Source organism: Nocardia cerradoensis NBRC 101014, from assembly GCF_000308535.1.
Classification (GTDB): domain Bacteria; phylum Actinomycetota; class Actinomycetes; order Mycobacteriales; family Mycobacteriaceae; genus Nocardia; species Nocardia cerradoensis.
Genome location: NZ_BAFW01000355.1, coordinates 1 through 15,963, shown reverse-complemented (window position 1 = coordinate 15,963; position 15,963 = coordinate 1). Strand labels below are relative to the sequence as shown.

The 15,963-nt window shown below is 68.4% G+C and carries 15 protein-coding genes and 1 pseudogene; 3 read left to right on the top strand and 13 right to left on the bottom strand.

The features are described 5' to 3' along the window. The coding region (locus ON23_RS30190) for an erythromycin esterase family protein (protein ID WP_039782556.1) at nucleotides 1-829 on the bottom strand (829 nt) is incomplete at its 3' end. Between the two features lie 114 nt (nucleotides 830-943). Between ON23_RS30190 and ON23_RS30185 the strand changes: the two genes are divergently transcribed. Further along, a complete protein-coding gene (locus ON23_RS30185) occupies nucleotides 944-1,639 on the top strand; it encodes a MerR family transcriptional regulator (protein WP_039782555.1) in 696 nt (231 codons plus the stop codon). 88 nt (nucleotides 1,640-1,727) lie between these two features. After that, nucleotides 1,728-2,198, top strand: a complete 471-nt coding sequence (locus tag ON23_RS30180) for a hypothetical protein (protein WP_245556187.1) — start codon at nucleotides 1,728-1,730, stop codon at nucleotides 2,196-2,198. Between the two features lie 86 nt (nucleotides 2,199-2,284). On the opposite strand, the gene ON23_RS30175 is transcribed toward ON23_RS30180, so the two are convergent. The 3 genes and pseudogenes from ON23_RS30175 to ON23_RS39480 all read right to left on the bottom strand — a co-directional run. Further along, the gene (locus ON23_RS30175) at nucleotides 2,285-2,503 is read right to left on the bottom strand and encodes a hypothetical protein (protein ID WP_244969555.1); all 219 of its coding nucleotides are present in this window, start codon (nucleotides 2,501-2,503) and stop codon (nucleotides 2,285-2,287) included. Nucleotides 2,504-3,105: 602 nt separating this feature from the next. After that, complete coding sequence (locus ON23_RS39485; RefSeq protein ID WP_244969620.1) at nucleotides 3,106-3,939, bottom strand: MSCRAMM family protein; 834 nt, start codon at nucleotides 3,937-3,939, stop codon at nucleotides 3,106-3,108. Between the two features lie 144 nt (nucleotides 3,940-4,083). Then, nucleotides 4,084-5,802, bottom strand: a pseudogene (locus tag ON23_RS39480) (MFS transporter); the annotation flags it as partial. A 288-nt stretch (nucleotides 5,803-6,090) separates the two neighbouring features. Here ON23_RS39480 and ON23_RS30165 point away from each other — a divergent pair. Beyond that, on the top strand, nucleotides 6,091-7,053 hold the full coding sequence (locus ON23_RS30165; protein ID WP_039782551.1) for an acyl-ACP desaturase: 963 nt from the start codon (nucleotides 6,091-6,093) through the stop codon (nucleotides 7,051-7,053). 32 nt (nucleotides 7,054-7,085) lie between these two features. Here ON23_RS30165 and ON23_RS30160 read toward each other — a convergent pair whose 3' ends face one another. From ON23_RS30160 to ON23_RS30120, 9 genes are all read right to left on the bottom strand, one after another. Beyond that, nucleotides 7,086-7,790 (bottom strand): MBL fold metallo-hydrolase, encoded by a 705-nt coding sequence (locus ON23_RS30160; RefSeq protein WP_039782549.1) that lies wholly within the window; start codon nucleotides 7,788-7,790, stop codon nucleotides 7,086-7,088. Next, nucleotides 7,787-7,963: a hypothetical protein gene (locus ON23_RS30155; RefSeq protein ID WP_157170331.1), complete on the bottom strand. Its 177-nt coding sequence runs from the start codon at nucleotides 7,961-7,963 to the stop codon at nucleotides 7,787-7,789. Before ON23_RS30155 ends, ON23_RS30160 begins: the two co-directional genes overlap by 4 nt. Nucleotides 7,964-8,031: 68 nt before the next feature. Continuing rightward, nucleotides 8,032-10,314 (bottom strand): glycoside hydrolase family 65 protein, encoded by a 2,283-nt coding sequence (locus tag ON23_RS30150; protein ID WP_157170330.1) that lies wholly within the window; start codon nucleotides 10,312-10,314, stop codon nucleotides 8,032-8,034. A gap of 86 nt (nucleotides 10,315-10,400) precedes the next feature. After that, nucleotides 10,401-11,204, bottom strand: coding sequence for an acyl-CoA thioesterase domain-containing protein (locus ON23_RS30145; protein ID WP_039782545.1), 804 nt, complete (start codon nucleotides 11,202-11,204; stop codon nucleotides 10,401-10,403). A 42-nt stretch (nucleotides 11,205-11,246) separates the two neighbouring features. Then, nucleotides 11,247-11,879 carry a hypothetical protein gene (locus ON23_RS30140; RefSeq protein WP_039782544.1) on the bottom strand — a complete coding sequence of 211 codons (633 nt, stop codon included), beginning with the start codon at nucleotides 11,877-11,879 and terminating at the stop codon, nucleotides 11,247-11,249. 36 nt (nucleotides 11,880-11,915) lie between these two features. Continuing rightward, on the bottom strand, nucleotides 11,916-12,872 hold the full coding sequence (locus ON23_RS30135; protein ID WP_039782543.1) for an MlaD family protein: 957 nt from the start codon (nucleotides 12,870-12,872) through the stop codon (nucleotides 11,916-11,918). Then, nucleotides 12,869-13,966 carry an MlaD family protein gene (locus tag ON23_RS30130; RefSeq protein ID WP_039782541.1) on the bottom strand — a complete coding sequence of 366 codons (1,098 nt, stop codon included), beginning with the start codon at nucleotides 13,964-13,966 and terminating at the stop codon, nucleotides 12,869-12,871. The genes ON23_RS30135 and ON23_RS30130 overlap by 4 nt, the downstream gene beginning before the upstream one ends. Further along, entirely contained in the window at nucleotides 13,963-15,066 is a 1,104-nt protein-coding gene (locus ON23_RS30125) for an MlaD family protein (RefSeq protein WP_039782559.1), read from the bottom strand. Before ON23_RS30125 ends, ON23_RS30130 begins: the two co-directional genes overlap by 4 nt. Continuing rightward, nucleotides 15,066-15,963 (bottom strand): MlaD family protein (locus ON23_RS30120; RefSeq protein WP_039782540.1); only part of this gene is annotated, 898 nt, incomplete at its 5' end. The genes ON23_RS30125 and ON23_RS30120, both read right to left, overlap by 1 nt.

Here is a 15,963-nt window from a genome sequence, read left to right as displayed (position 1 = left end):
GCTCGACGATCGCCAGCAGGTTGTCGGCCATCATCTCGGCGCGCACGCTCATCAGGGCGCCGAGGCGATCGGTGGCCGGAGTGGCCATGGCCGCGTGGTAGCACAGCAGGCCCTGCGCGATGCGCGCCCGGGTGACCGCCCGGTCGTAACCGATCGGATCGGCCGGTCGCAGAGCGGGACCCGCGCGGTGCAGCGCGCCGGCGAGGTCGTCGGCGACGACGCGCAGGGCACGGGCACGGGCGGAATTGCCGACGGAGGCGGCCGGATCGAACATGGCCGCCTCGTTCGTCCACTCGGCATCCGCACCGAGCAGGGCGTCGAGATCACGTGCCGACTCCGGCCGCAGCGCCGCGGGCAGATACTCGGTAACCGCCGACAGGGTGTGTCGCGGACTCGGCGCGGCGGAGATCTCCACCGGCGCGTCGAATCCGTAGCAGTGCACGCGATCTCGCGGCGACCGGCCGGCGTTGTAGGTGCGCAGCCATTCGACGAGTTCGCGGTTGCCCGGGATGGCGCCGAAGCCGTGGCTGAACCCGGTGTCGAGGATCTCGTCGATATCCGCGGTGGCGCCGCGGACGTAGTCGTCGACGCGGGTGGCGGCGAACAGATCGATCTCCAGCGCGATCGACCGGAATCCCCGCTCCACGAGGTGGGCCAGAATGTCGTTGCGCAGCAACGGGAATGCCGCGATTCCGTGCGTCGGCTCGCCCAAGCCGAGCAGCGCCGGAGGTTCCGGACGCGCGGCGAGCAGTTCGTCGAGCGCGCGGCCCAGGCGCACCGGGTCGTCGAGTGGGCGGCCGATGGCACGCAGGGTGGTGGCAGTGGACATGGTGACCCCTTTCCGGCAGTGAATGCCTTCGACACTATCGTTGAAGGTTCGAGTGAAACTTCTGCGGAAACGAGCTGGTAAAACACCGATCGAAGTCTCAAACGGAGGTACACCCTGCGACCTGTCGACCTCGCCCGCGAACACGGATTGTCCCCGCAGGCGATCCGTAATTACGACGATGCGGGCATCCTGCCGCCGACCGAGCGCACCGAGACCGGTTACCGCCGCTATACGCCGCGGCACGCGCTGGCGCTGCGCGCCTTCCTCGCCCTTCGCGCCGGGCATGGGCATCGGCAGGCCGCGGAGATCATGCGCGCGGTCCATCGCGGCGATCTCGAATCCGCCTACCGGCTCATCGACGCCGCCCATGTCGCACTGCTGACCGAACGCGAGACGCGGACCGAAGTCGCCACGGCCCTGAGCGGCCTGTCCGCCGCGCCCGCACCGGTTCCCGGACCGCCGCTCACCGTGGGCGAACTCGCGCGCCGGATCGGGGTGCATCCGGCGACCCTGCGCACCTGGGAAACCCACGGCATCCTGCGCCCCGAGCGCGACCGCGCGACGGGCTACCGCCGGTACGGCCCGGAGTGTGTGCGCGACGCCGAGATCGCCAGGCAACTGCGCCGCGGGGGGTATCTGCTGCCGCAGGTCGCGCAGTTCCTGGAGTCGTTGCGCGCGGCGGGCGGCGCGGCGGCGCTGAGTGTCTTTCTCGCGATGTGGCAGCAGCGCCTGACCACCCGTAGTCGCCATCTCCTGGCCGGCGCCGCCCGGCTCGACGAGTATCTGACGGAGGTGGACCCGGTGCGGTAGCCGGCCCGCGTGTGGTGCGGACTCGTAATGGGTTGTGGCGGTTGGCCGATGGGTATGTCAGGGACATCATCAGACCGAAGGAGGCAGCGTGAGACGATGGATCGTGCGTACGGTGGCGATGGCCGGTGCGGCAGCGCCGCTGGCGTTCGGTGGCGTGGCCGGCGCCGACACTCCCGGGCCGGTGTACTTCTCCGCCGGGACTCTGAACTGCTCGATCGCCGACGACGGCAGCGTGGGATGTGACCTCGCCACGCCGACGTGGATGTCCATCAAGCTCGGCGACAACGTCTCGGTGCCGGTGCCCTTCCCGGTCCGTGAGGTCGTCATCGACGTGCCGTGGGCGCCCGCCCATCCGGGGTTCGATGCCGGGACTCCGCACACCCTGCCCGGCGGCAATCCCGATATCTCGACCTACGGCCAGAGCGCCGGGTCCGGGCCGACCGCCGGTCCCGCGGTCTCACACGCCGGGACGACGTGCGCGGTCGGCTTCCATGGCAGCTTCTCCTGTGATGCGAAGGGCCACCACTTCTTCTACTACGAGGCGATCACCGGCAGCTGACCCGTCCGGCGGAAACCCGGTCGCGCAATTCGCCGGTCCGCATCGATGGATCCGGACGAATTGCGCGACAGGCTTTTCCGGGACGGTTACGTACCGTTCAATTCGGGCAGTTCGCCGCTGGCCCAGCGCGCATAGGTGTGCTCGGGCGTGACCGTGACGACGTCGGTGATCGCGAGCAGGTCGGCGGGGATCACCCGGTCGGCGAAGTGGTCGAGGCTCGGAACGACGACGGCCTCGGCATCGAGTCGCACCACCGCGTCGATCAACTGCTGGATCGGATCGCAGGTGCGGTTGCTCAATGCCACGGTCTTACATAGGTTGTAGCCCAAACGCCCTGCCAGCCAGCGTATTTGGGACTCGTCCCAATGCTGGTGCCGTCGCGAGACATCTCTGCGTAGATATCCGAGGGCAAGGAAGGTCATGTCGGTCCATCCTCGAGTCGACTGCACGCGGGCGAACTCGGTGGCCAGGGAGCTTTTCTCTCAGCATCTTTCTGGCAAACTCAAGCTTAACGGTGTTTTTCGTGCCGTGACAACCAGCGGTCGGGGGACCGGCGGTCGGGTGTCCGGTCGAGTTTGCTGAGGGGGATACCGATTCGCGCAGGTAGCGACCATTTTTCAGCGGTCGGGGCACTGCTCCGAAGATCAACGGGGACAGGCGTTCAGGGCACTTTCATCGCCGCCGTATGCCCTCTGCCCGGCACGCGGTACACCACGACGTGCACCGGATGTTCCTCGGCGATCAGCAGATCCATGGCATCGGCCGACCGGACTCGGCGAAATAGTGTGCGATATCGGTCTTTTCGGGTGCGGTGACCGGAGCCTTGGCCCATGGCCGAAACATGCGTGGCCCCAGCACCACACTGTGCTGGAGCCACGCGAAGGCCGACAGTATCGGCCGGTCTCGGTCAGTCCCGGTCGAATGCCGGTTCCGAGGGGTCCGGTTCGGCGGCCTCGCTGCCGGCGGACAGGTCGTAGCCGAGCCGCACGTCGTGTTCGACCGCGCCGCCGGCCACCTCGACCCGGGCCTCGCGCGGCGGATAGCCGCGGACCACGACGGTGTGGGTGCCCTCGGTCAGGTCGGTCACGCTGTAGCGGCCCTCACCGTCGGTGCGCGCGGTGCCGAGTACCGCGCCGGTCTCGTCGAGAACCGTGACCAGCGCGTCGGGGACCGCCCGATCGCCGGCCCGGACGGAGCCGGTGAGCACCGCCAGCGGGAACAGCTCCACATCGTGGTGCAGCACCCCGCTGTCGGGCACGGTCAGGGTCATGGCGGCCGGGCGCAGATGCGTGGCCACCGCGACCAGCGTGTAGGTACCGCCGACGACACCCGAGCACAGGTATCCGCCGTCGGCATCGGTGACCGCCGCGCCGACGACCTGGCCCCGCAGATCGGTGAGGGTGACGGTGGCGTCGGGCACCGCCCGGCCCGCCGCGCGGACGAAGCCGGACAACTCGCCCGACCCGTGCAGGGTGACGTCGAGACGCTGCGGCCGCCCGTCGACCGCGACGGTGACCGCGGTCGGCTGCTGTCCGCGCGCCGACACGATCAGTACGTAGCTGCCGGGGGCCGGCGGATCGATCACGTATCCGCCGCGCGGGTCGCCGGTCGCACGCGAGACCTGATGTCCCTGCTGGTCGATCAGTGTCAGCGCCACACCGGCGAGCGGATGGCCGTCGGTGCGCAGCACATGTCCGCTGATCGAGCGCTCCGACCGGGCGGGCGGTGCCTCGGCGGGCATCACCGCGGTGGCCGCGAGGGCGTGGCGACCGGCGGGCACGGGATGTCCGTTGGTGGCCGGGCGGCCCGTCTCGGCCTCGGCGTCCGCATCCGTGACCAGGCCGGCACCGGCCGCTTCGGCCAGTTCCCGCGCCTCGTGTTCGACGTAGTCGCCGCGGGCGAACCAGGAGGCGATCGAGCCGAGCAGCATCATCACCGCGGCGGCGAGGAACACCACCACCAGGCCCGAATGGAACGGATCGGAGATCAGGTGCGGGAAGAACTCCTGCCCGGTCAGCACATCGGAATGCACGCCCGGCTTGTCCAGCGTGCCGCTCGGGCCGAGCAACTCCTTGAACGGGTTGTAGCCGAGGAAGGTCGCGAACAGGCTGCCGACCGGCGGCATGTCCGCGATCTGTCCCGCGACGTCGGCGGGGACGCCCTGGTCCTTCAGCCCGGAATTCATCGCACCGGGCAGCGTGCCGGACAGGCCGACGATCATCAGCGAGAAGAAGATGCCGATCGACAGTGCCATACCGCCGTTCATCAGCGTCGCGCGCATACCGGAGGCGACACCGCGCTGCGAGGCCGGAACCGCGGACATGACCTCGGCGGTGTTCGGCGAGGTGAAGATGCCCATCCCGAGGCCGTTGAGCAGGATGATCAGCGCGAACAGCCAGTAGTTGAAGTTCACCGGGATCACGATCAGCAGGACGAAGGTGATCGCGGCGAGCAACAGGCCGCCGGTGGCGAACAACCGCCCGCCGAAGCGGTCGCTCAGATATCCGGACAGCGGTCCCGAGACCAGGAAGCCGATGGTCAGCGGCAGCATGTAGATACCGGCCCACAGCGGCGTCGATTCGAAGTCGAAGCCGTGCAGCGGCAGCCAGATGCCCTGCAGCCAGATGATGAGCATGAACTGCAGGCCGCCGCGGCTGATGGAGGCCATGAGGCTCGCGAAGCTGCCCAGCGCGAAGGTCCGGTTGCGGAACAGGCTCAGGTGGAACATGGGCTGTTTCGATTTCGCCTCGATGACGCAGAACAGCGCGAGCAGCACGATGCCGCCGATGACGCCGGTCAGCACCCACGGGTTGCCCCAGCCGGTCTTGGAGTCGCCGTAGGGCTGGATGCCGTAGGTGATACCGGCCAGCAGCGCCGTGAGGCCGAGGGCGAAGGTGACGGTACCGGGGAGGTCGAGCGATCCGGGCTGGCGTGCGCCGTTGTCGTGCAGCGACTTGTAGGACCAGATGGTGCCGAGGATGCCGAACGGCACGCTGACCCAGAAGATGGCCTTCCAGTCCCATTCGGCGAGCAGACCGCCGATCAGCAGACCCAGGAACGAACCGGCGACCGCCGCGACCTGGTTGATGCCCAGCGCCATTCCGCGCTGCCTGGCCGGGAAGGCGTCGGTGAGGATGGCCGTCGAATTGGCCATCAGCATGGCGCCGCCGATACCTTGCGCCACGCGCCAGGCGATCAGCCATATCGCGCCGCCGCCGAGATCGAACGGATCGAACGACAGCGCTATGGCGCAGATGCTGAATATGACGAAGCCGAGGTTGTAGATGCGGACGCGGCCGAACATGTCGCCGAGGCGGCCGAACATCACCACGAGTACCGCGGAGGTGAGCATGAAGCCCATCAGCATCCACAGCAGGTAGCTGACGTTGGCGGGTTCGAGCGGGTTGAGGTGGATCCCGCGGAAGATCGCCGGCAGGGAGATGATCACGATCGACGAGTTGATCGTGACCATCAACATGCCGAGGGTCGTGTTCGACAGTGCCACCCACTTGTAGTGCGGGTGGTCGTGATCTACCCGGAGCCGGCGGCCGATGGTCTGGATGTCGGAGGCGTCCAGGTCCTCGGCGGGTTGGGCGGAAGCCAAGTTCTCTCCCTCATCGACAGGAAAACGGAATGGGTCTCCAAATAATATAGTTGCGATGGCTAACTAATTGAAGAGGAGTATGTCACGTCCGAATTGTCCGGACTTCAGGTTTGATTCGGCGGACATCTATTCACGGCGCGACGCGACCGGCGCTATCGACCGGGGGACACGTCGGCGGGAACTTCCGGCAACTGCTGGGCAGCGGGTAGCGTATCGCCGCGCAACACTGCTCTCGGATCACCCTTGTGTGTCGTAAACCCGATGGTTCACCTTTTCGAAAGGAATTGCATGCCAAAGGATTTGACGCAGTTGCAGTTGCTCATCGAACTCGAGCCGGTCGTCGCGAGCCAATTGGACCGGCATCTGGCCACCGCCAAGGAATGGCACCCGCACGATTACGTGCCCTGGGACGAAGGCCGCAATTTCGCGGCACTCGGTGGCGTCGATTGGGATCCCGAACAGTCCCGCCTGTCGGAAGTGGCGAAGGTCGCCATGATCACCAACCTGCTCACCGAGGACAATCTGCCCTCCTATCACCGGACCATCAGCGAACATTTCTCCCGCGACGGCGCCTGGGGAACCTGGGTCGGGCGCTGGACCGCCGAGGAGAACCGCCACGCCATCGCCATGCGCGACTATCTGGTGGTCACCCGCGGGGTCGACCCGGTGGCGCTGGAGCAGGACCGGATGGTGCACATGACGCGCGGAGTGCACGCACCCGAGTACTTCCACGGCATGCTCCACCAGGTCGTCTACGTGACGTTCCAGGAGCTGGCCACGCGCATCAGCCATCGCTCCACCGGCCGGGTGTGCAACGACCCGATCGCCGACCACATGCTGGCGCGCATCGCGGCCGACGAGAACCTGCACATGATCTTCTACCGGTCGCTCGCGGCGGCGGCGTTCGATCTGGCGCCGGACCAGGCGATGGAATCGGTCACCACGATCGCGAAGAATTTCGCCATGCCCGGCACCGGGATGCCGAACTGGCGGCGCAACGGCGTGCTGATGGTCAAGCACGGCATCTACGATCTGCGCCAGCACCTCGACGAGGTGCTGAATCCGGTGCTGCGGCACTGGAATGTCTTCGGCCGCACCGATTTCACCGAGCGGGGCGAGCGCGCCCGTCAGGAGCTCGCCGACTATCTCGACAAGCTCGGGCGCGACGTCGTGCGCTTCGAGGAGCAGCGAGCGCGCATCCTGGCCCGCGAAGCCGCGAAGGCCGAGACTCGGGATCCGGCCCGGGTGTAGCCGGGCGATGCCGGATCGCCGGGCCGGTGAGATCAGCGGGCCATGGGTTTTCCGTGGCCCGGTATCAGCAGCCGCGGGCGCTGCGCGATCAGCGATTCCGCGGTGGTGTGGGTCTGTGCCTCGTCGTGGTTGAAGACCTCGGGTAGTGCTTGCAGTCCGGTGTCGGGAAGCAGTGGATGGCCGGTGACCAGCGCGTCGCCGCTGAAGAGGATGCCTTCTCCGGGCATGAGATAGGCGGTGTGGCCGGTCGTGTGCCCCGGCGTGGGAACGGCCACGATACCGCCGGGCAACTGCCGCAGGGTGTTCTCGTCGTAGGCGGTGGCGGTGGGCACGCTCATGCCCACGTGGCCGCCCAGGGCGCGCAGCGTCTGGAACACCCACCGCGGTCCACCGGGTGTGCGGAGCTGGCGGGCCATGTCCACGGGAGTGATCTGCTGCAGATACTCCCGGCGGGCGTGCGCGGCCTCGTCCGCTCCCGTGTAGACGGGCACACCTGTGCGTTCGACCAGGGTCGGGATGGCGCCGATGTGGTCCAGGTGAGCGTGGGTGAGCAGAATCGCCGCCAGATCGGCCGGCTCGTGACCGATCTGGCGAAGGGAATCGAGCACCGCGCCGGTATCCCGTGGATAGCCGGCGTCGACGAGGACGACGCCGGAGTCACCGGTGATCAGCGACCAGTTGACGTTCGTCCCGGCCACCACGTACACCGAATCGGCGACCTGCTCGATGGCGCTCATGCGACGGCCGCCGGAGGCTCGAGCCGGTCCCATGGCACCGGCAACCGGCCGGAGGCGATCGCCTGCGCCGCGATCGATAGCGCCGGGGCGGACCGGTGCTGCCGGCCGCCGAAGTCGAAGTGATTCTGCACACCGGCGATCGTGGTGGCGGCGGCCGCATCGCGCAACCGCACGACGCTCGTTTCGGGCGATCGGTCGCGACGGGCCGGCCGATGGAGCGTGCGCAAACCCGCTGTGCGCGTCAGCACGCGGCGCGGGTGAGGACCGAAAGCGGTTGTCCGGCAACCAGTTCGGCGGGCCCACCCGGTGTCTGCACGGTGATCGGGCCGCCCGAGGTGAGGGTCAGCGTCGTGGTCGCGGGCCCGATGTGAACGGTCATCCGGGTGGCGCCGATCGCCAGTTCGCGAATGGTCAGGCCGTCGGGAAAACCGCCGGGCAGCATCGGATCGACGGCCGCGCCGCTGTCGGTCCAGCGCAATCCGAGGGGGCCGTAGAGCAGTCCCTGCAGGAATCCCGCGGCGCCGGTGACGAAGATCCACGCCGACTGCCCCTGCGCGTTGGCTCCCGACCGGTCCCCGCGCGCCTCGGCCTGGAATTCGTACGGTTCCCGGGCGTAGGGCTGCACGGATCGATCCAGGTAGTACTGGGTGCGGCAGGGGTCGTAGCGGGCGCTGAGGATCGCACTGACGCTGTTGCTCATATTCGGGCCGTCCGGATCGGTGCGGTCGAAGTAGTACCGCATGGTCGCGGCCGGTGAATAGCCGGGCGCCGCATAGGTGAACGGATAGCTGAGCAGCACCGTGTCGGCCTGTTTGATCGGGGCGCCGGTGTAGCCGAGATATTCGGCGGGCACCCCGGGCGCGATATCGGGAGGCATCGCCATATTCGCGCCGATATCGGCCCAGCGCGGGTCGACGGGAAGTCCGGACAGCCCGGCCGCTCGGGCGGCGATGTCCATCGTGTTGCGTACGCCGCCGTTGGTGAGGGCGTTGTCGATCGAGAAGGCGACATACTCGTCGGATCCGGCGGCCGGGGCGAAATGGTAGGCGCCGTCGGGCAGTTTCGGCCCGATCCGCGCGGTCAGATAGTCGGCGATCGCGGTGATCACCGGGGCGCCGCGGGTACGTAGCCAGTCACGATCGCCGGTGGCCAGGTAGTACTGCCATTGGGCCAAGGCGATCTCGTTGTGCAGATGTTCCTCGGTGAGGCCACACCCGATCGGGGACGCGCAACGCTGGGCGGGCCCGTCGTTCCACGGATACAGCGCGCCGGGCAGGCCGTAGCCGCGGGCGTTGGCCCGGGCGGCAGGCAACGCGGCGGCACGGAAATCGACCACGGTCCGGGCCAGGTCCGGATACAGCGCCAGCAGCGTCGGGAAGATCCAGGTCTCGGCGTCCCAGAACGTCATGCCGCCGTAGTCGTCGGACGACAGTCCCGCCGGTTGCACCGACCACCGCTCGCCCGCGCGGACGCCGGCCAGGACGGAATACAGTGCGGCGCGGATCCATCGGGTGTAGTCGGTGCGGCCCGGAATCTCGAGGGTGGGCTCCCACAGCCGGTCCCATTGCGCGGCATGGGCGGAATGTGCGGCCTCGAAGCCCTGGGCGCGGCCCGATTCGGCCGCGGCGGTGGCGGCGGCCAGGGGATCGGGTCCGTAGTCGGTGGAGGAGATGCCGGTGTAGGCGGTGAAGGTGTAGCTGTCGTTTCCGGTGGCGGGCAGAACGTATCGGATGCCGTCGGCGCCGGGCAGCGCGGTGCCGACGGCCTGCGGCGGGGAGTCGACCGACGACACGACGAACGCGGTGTCGACGGTCCCGTGCGCGCGGACTCCCGCCACGGTGCGTCCGGTGCTCGGATCGGCCGTCGCCGTCACCGGGACGACCCGGCGCGCCGCCGCGCCGTCGATCCGGTCGACGACCGCGACCTCACCGGGGTTATCGGGGGTGACGGTCAGTTTCTGCACCGCGAGGTCCGGCCGGTCGCGGGAGACGAAGGTGTCGTAGCGAAGTCGCAGCCGATATCGCGGCTCCGGTGTCCAGTCGGCCCGGGTGGTGACCGTCGCGGTGCGGTAGTCCAGCGTCTGGCGGTACTCGTGCACCGTCGCCGGATCCACGTCGGCGTCGTATCGGTGCCCGCCGATCTCGACGGTGAGCCCCGACCACGCGGGCAGCGCGGCGATCACCTGGGTGTACTGCGGCGAGGGCTCGGCCTGCGCGTAGAAGCCCGCCAAATACGTTCCGGTATAACGGGATTGCTGCAGCGGGAACGAGGTGCGCACCGCGTCGCCGTAGTCGTGGTATCCACCGCCGCTGGGCGGCAGCACCGTGCCGATCCGGCCGTTCCCCAGATAGGGCGCGGCGTGGAAATCGCCGGGTGCGAACGATTCCGACGTCGCGGACCACAGCTCGTCCGCCGGGGTCGCGGTCGCCACCGGCGGCGGTGCGGCCACCACACCGAGGACGACGATCACTACCGGCCACAGGTGCCGACGCCGCGCGGCGGGCGTCCTTCGGATCGGGCTCACCCCGACGATCGTCGGAATCCGCCGCCGCGCGGTCAACCCGACACGCTCGGCGCCGCGATATCGGGACGCGTTTATCGCCCGGCGCCTCAGTTCTCGGAGAAGTCGATCCCGTTCGCGGAGAAGTCGATCTGGGCGGCCGCGTTGCCGACCGCGGTCACCATGCCGGTGCCGATCGGCCCGCGCGAATCGAAAAGGGTTGCGGTACCGACGGATACACCGTTGCCGGTGAGGTGGGTCTGGGCTTGCAGCCCGATCCGGTCACCGACGGGTAGGCGATCGAGTGCGACGGTGAGATCGGCGTTGATGTATCCGATGCCCTGCGATCCCCAGTTGGTCACCAGGCTCGTGGACTCGGCGGCGACCACGGCCTGGACGAACGCGCTGCGCTCCTCGCCCTCGACCGCACCCAGCGGGACCGCCCACAGGCTCTTGCGGCCGGAGTTCTGATGGTCGCCCATCGACGTCGACCAGTCGTTGTCGCTGCGATACCACCAGTCCACCCCCGCGTCGGTGGGCGGATCGAACGGATGCTCGGAATGCCACTCCTCGCCCGGAGGGGCGTCGGTGGCGCGCAGTTGGACGAGCCGCGCCTCGGCGACCTCGACCCCACCCTGGCGGACCGTGGCCGAGGCGATGTGGATCCGCCGACCGGCGCGGATCACCTCGGTATGCACCTCGAGGGGCTGTCCTTTCGCCGCCTTGAACAGATCGATGGTGAACCGAGCCGGGACGAAACCGGGCAGCCCGTGTTCGCGTTCGAGGGTGCGCGCGGCGGCCGCGCAGACGGCGGGGCCGCTGAGCATGTCCGCACCCCAGCGGCCGTACGCCCACTTCCGGGGCAGGTACCGACCGTCCTCGTCGACGGTGAACATGGCAGGCATATCGGTCATCAGCCCATAGTGTCCTATCGCTTCCGGCGGCCCGCGGCCGACTCACTTGGTGGGCAGGGCGTTCTGCAACCCGCCGACGTCGGTGATCTTCCAGTCCGCGTTGCGGTCGATGGTGAGCGAGTAGGTCACGGTGGTGCGGCCGCCGTCGGGTGTCTGCGCGCTGGTCGACGTCACGTCCAGATAGGCGTCGACCTTGTAGATGCCGTCGGATTCGGAGGTCACCGCGGCGGACAGCGGCGTCGCCTTCGAGGTCCACTGCAGCGGCAGCAGGATCTGCTCGAGTTGCGGGGCGGTCGCATCGAATTTCGCCGCCAGCTGGGTCGTGGTGCCGGCCTTCAACCGCTCGATCCAGCTCTTCACATCGTGGTAGTCGATGGTCGAGGCGCCGACGGCGTACTTCGACGCGATATCCGCGGCGTGCCGGTCGGCAGCGGCGGCGGTATCGCGATCGGACAGCGTGGAGCGCGCCGAGAAGTACAGGCAGCCGAACACGATGCTCACCACCAGCAGGGCGACGATCACCGCGGTGGTCAGTACGGTGGAGAGCCGGACGGCGATCGTCAGCGCGGCTCGTCGCTCCCCCGATGGTACGGAAGCCGTTGTAGCGCTGTTGTTTTCGTCCTTGTCCGCCTCCGTCGCGGCCGGGGTGTCCTGCTCGTCTACTGCTGTGCTCATCGGTGGGTTCCTCCTGCCGGTCGGGCTGGTATTCGGCTATCTGACGGCGATCCGGAAGTGCAGCGTCCCGTCGGGATCGACGCCCTGCAGTGCCTGGCTGATCAATGCGCTGACGTCGATACGGGGCGAGGAGTGGACGGCCTCGGTGAGCACCGGCTGCACGGCGGGGCCCAGTGGGGCGACGGCCGGTCCGATCTTGTTCAGCAACTCGTTCAGTTGCCCGAGGAACGGGACCAGTCCGTCGCCGGTGTAGTAGTTGTCGACGGGCTGTTTGTTCGACAGCACGGACCCGCCCTCGACGATCTTGATCAGCATGGTGCCGAACCGGCCGAGTTGCGGTCCGGCGGTTTCCAGGGAGGGCCCCAGCCAGTCCATATTCCCGCCGACGGCCTGCATATCGGCGAACAGCTGCCGGATGGCGTCGGTGCGGCTCAGCAGGGTGGCCGCCAGCAGATCGGACGAGTGCTGCAGCGTGCGCATCGCCTGATCGGTACCCGTCAGCGCGGTGTCGAAGGTGTCGACCAGCCGCGCCACCGTCTCCGGATGGATCTGCTCGAGCAGCGCCACCGCCCGGGTCGACAGCGCCGTGATGGTCATCGGCAGATGCACCCGCTCGGTCGAGATCGTCTGCCCGTCACGCAGATACGGCCCGCCCGGACTCGTCGAGGCGAATTCGATATACGGTTCGCCGAGCGCCGACAGCTGTTCGATATGGATGTCGCTGGTGGCCGGGATGTGGTACTTGTCGTCGATCCGCAGCCGGACGAGCACGCCGGAGGCCTGTTTGCGCACCGTCTCGGCCTTGCCGACCGCGACCCCGTCGAACAGCACCGGCGAATTCGGGCCCAGCCCACCGGATTCGGGGAGCCGGAGATCGGCGGTGAGAAACGACGTGCGCGGATCGAGGTGCAGCACACCCACCGTCATGTAGACGATGCCGAAGACGAGGACGGCGGCGATCGCCGTGAGCGAGACGATCGATCGAATTCTCATCGCACCGCTCCGATCATCCGCAGTGTGTCGACGATGCGGGTGGTCTGCTCCTCGGGGGGCAGGCCGGGGGCCGGAGGCGGCGATATCGTGACGCCGGCCAGGTTGATCTTCGGGCCGCGCTCGGCGAACGGAATGATCTGGGACTGCAGCAGATTCGTCAGTCTCGTCATATTCGACGGGGAGCCGGTGTCGAGCGGCGCACTGCCGAACAGCATCGGCACCACCGCGCGGGCGGCGGCCGTGGTCGAATCCAGCACCGGCCCCAGCCAGGTTGTCGACGGCGCGAACGGTCCGAGGGCGGTGAGGACGAACACGACGCCGATTTCGGCGCGGATCACATCGGTGGTGTGCTGCACCCCGTCCGGGGTGAGCAGGGGATCCCACGTGGAGGTGTGATTCAGCAGGCCCTCGTCGACCGTGGCCTGGATGCCGCTGACCAGCTGGTGAATCGAATCGGTGTGTGCGGCAAGGTCGTTCAGGTCCGCACCGAGCACGTCGGAGATCCGCGCGGTCACCGCCGGATCCGCCGGCATGATCCCGTTCACGGTGTGCACGATGTTCTGGATGTCGTGCACCGCGCCGCTGCCGACGAAGGTGGCCAGCTGCGCGAGGATGTCCTCGATGGGCAGTTGCGGGCGCGTGTCGGAGATCGGGATCGTCGCGTCCGGGCGGATTTCGCCGGCCGTGGGATGGGCCGGTTCGGTGAGCGCGATGTGGACGTCGCCGAGCGGTGTGGCCTGCCGCAGCCGGGCGGTGGTGCCGACCGGTAGCCGGACCGAGGTGCGAATGGCGACATCGGCGATCACATAGCCCTTGCGCGCCGCAGCCGTGCCGGTGGCCGGTACCGGCTCGACGACGGTGATGTGGGTGAGCTGACCGATCCGCACCCCGTTCGCGATGACCTTGGCGCCCTGCGGAAGATTGAGGACGTCGGCGAATTCGATGCGTAACCGGTAGGTCGGTCCACCCACGCCGGTGCCCGGCACCGGGATGTCGGCGGGCTGGAAACCGCAGGCCGCGGCCGATGCGGCGAGGGTGGCGGCGACCAGCGCGCAGGCGCAGATCCGGCGCAGGTTCGCGGTGCGTCGGGTCATTTCGCGCTCACCGCCGACAGGAGTACCGGCAGTGCCGGCACGGTCACCGCGCCGTTGCCGGCGGTCGCGCACTGCTGTCCCGCGACCGCGCGCAGCGCCGCGCAGATCTGATCGGTCTGCTGTGGGGACAGCGCGAGTTTCGGTGGCGCGTACCCGATGGTGAACTCGCCGCTGACCGGATCGACCGCATCGGTGAACCCGGTGGCGAGGGCCGGGGTCATGCGGATGATCTCGGCGAGCGAGCCGACTCCCGAGGCGAGGAGTTTCGACAGACCGGGGACGTTGTTCAGCGCCCGCAGTGCGGGGGAGCCGAGCTTCATGACCACCTCGTTGAGTTCCGGGAGCAGCCCGGCGAGCGCGATCACCAGATCGGCCACGGGCGGGAAGGCGAGAGTGTTGATATCGGAGAACGTCTCGGTCAGCCGCGGCACGATGTTCTCCAGTTCCGGCCATCCGTTGCGGGCTCGATGGGCCAGTGCGGCCAGATCGTCCATGAGCTGACCGAGATGTCCGATCGCCGCGTCGGGGGAGGCGAGCGCCCGGCTCAGTTGCTCGATGAGCGCGTTGAGCTGCTGTCCGGTACCGGATGTCGCCCGGTCGAGGGCGTCGAGACCGTCACCGACGGCGCTGCGCTGTGCGGGATCCGCGGCCGCGTTCAACTGATCGGAGAGTTTCGCCAGGGCGTCGAAGGTTTGCGACATGCTCTTGGGCGTCAAGGTTTTGGTGATGCATCGGCCCGGATCCCACCCGGCGCCGGCGGGTTCGGCGCCGATGAGTGCCAGATTGCGATCGGCCAGGATGGTGTGGCTGACCGTCACCGCGCCGACGTCCGGCGGGAGTGTGCGGTCGGCGCGCACCGTGAACCGCACCGTGGCCGCGCCGTTGCCGGGTTCGATGGCGGTGACCTTGCCGACCTGAACGCCCATGACGGTGACGGCGCTGTCGGTGTAGAGGCCGATGCTGTCGGGCATTTCCGCGCAGTAACTGCGCATCGCCGGTTCGGATCCGGTCATCTTCACGCCGAATCCCGCGGCCAGCACGAGAACCAGCACGACCGCGGCCGACATCAGTCCGCGCGATCCGAGCATCTTCGTCAGCATCAGCATCCCCCTCCCGGAACCGGAACACAGATACCGGTGATCGTGGCGGCGGACTGGTCGACGCGCACTCCGCCGCCCGGCTGCAGCAGCGGCGTCAGGCGCTGCTCGAAGGTGTGCAGGGAATCGAGCAGGGCGCCCATGCGATCGCCGAGTTCCCGCAGTTTCGGAACGGCGTCGACGAGCGGCTGCGCCTGATCGCGCAGCGAGTCGTCCCAGATCCGGCCGAGCGGGACCAGCTTCTGCACCAGCTGAGCCAGGCCGTGCAGCGCCCAGCTGAGCTGTTCCCGATTGTCGGCGACGACGTTCTCGAGGATGCCGAAGGTCCGCATCAGGGTGACGAGGGTGTCGGAATTCCCGTTCAGCGCCGTCAGATATTCGTCGGTCAGCGCCAGCGTGTGCGAGACGTCCGCGTTCTGCCGGTCCATGATGGCGACGATGTCGGCGACCGCGCGGCCCGCGTGGCGGAGCGCGTCCGGACTCTTGCCGATCGCACCGGACAGCGCGGCGAGGTCGCGGCGGACGGCGTCGCCGTCGGTCCGCTGCACGGGCTCGACCGCGTCCTGGAACGCCTGGGTGAGGTTGTAGGGAAGAATCACGCGCTGTGCGGGAATCACGTGGTGCCCCAATGGATTCGAGCCCGCCGGCTGCACGGCCAGATAGTAGCCGCCGACGAGGGTCAGCATCCGCACCGCGAGCGTGGTCTGATCTCCGATGGCGACGCCGTCCCGCACGGTGAACGTCATCCGCACCCGGTCGGGCAGCAGCCGCAGCGCTGTCACCTTGCCGACCGGAATTCCCGCGATCCGGACGTCGTCGCCGGTGCGTATCGAACCGGCCTCGGCGATATCCGCGGAATACGTACGCTCCGGAGTGGTTCCGACGACATCGATGACGCCG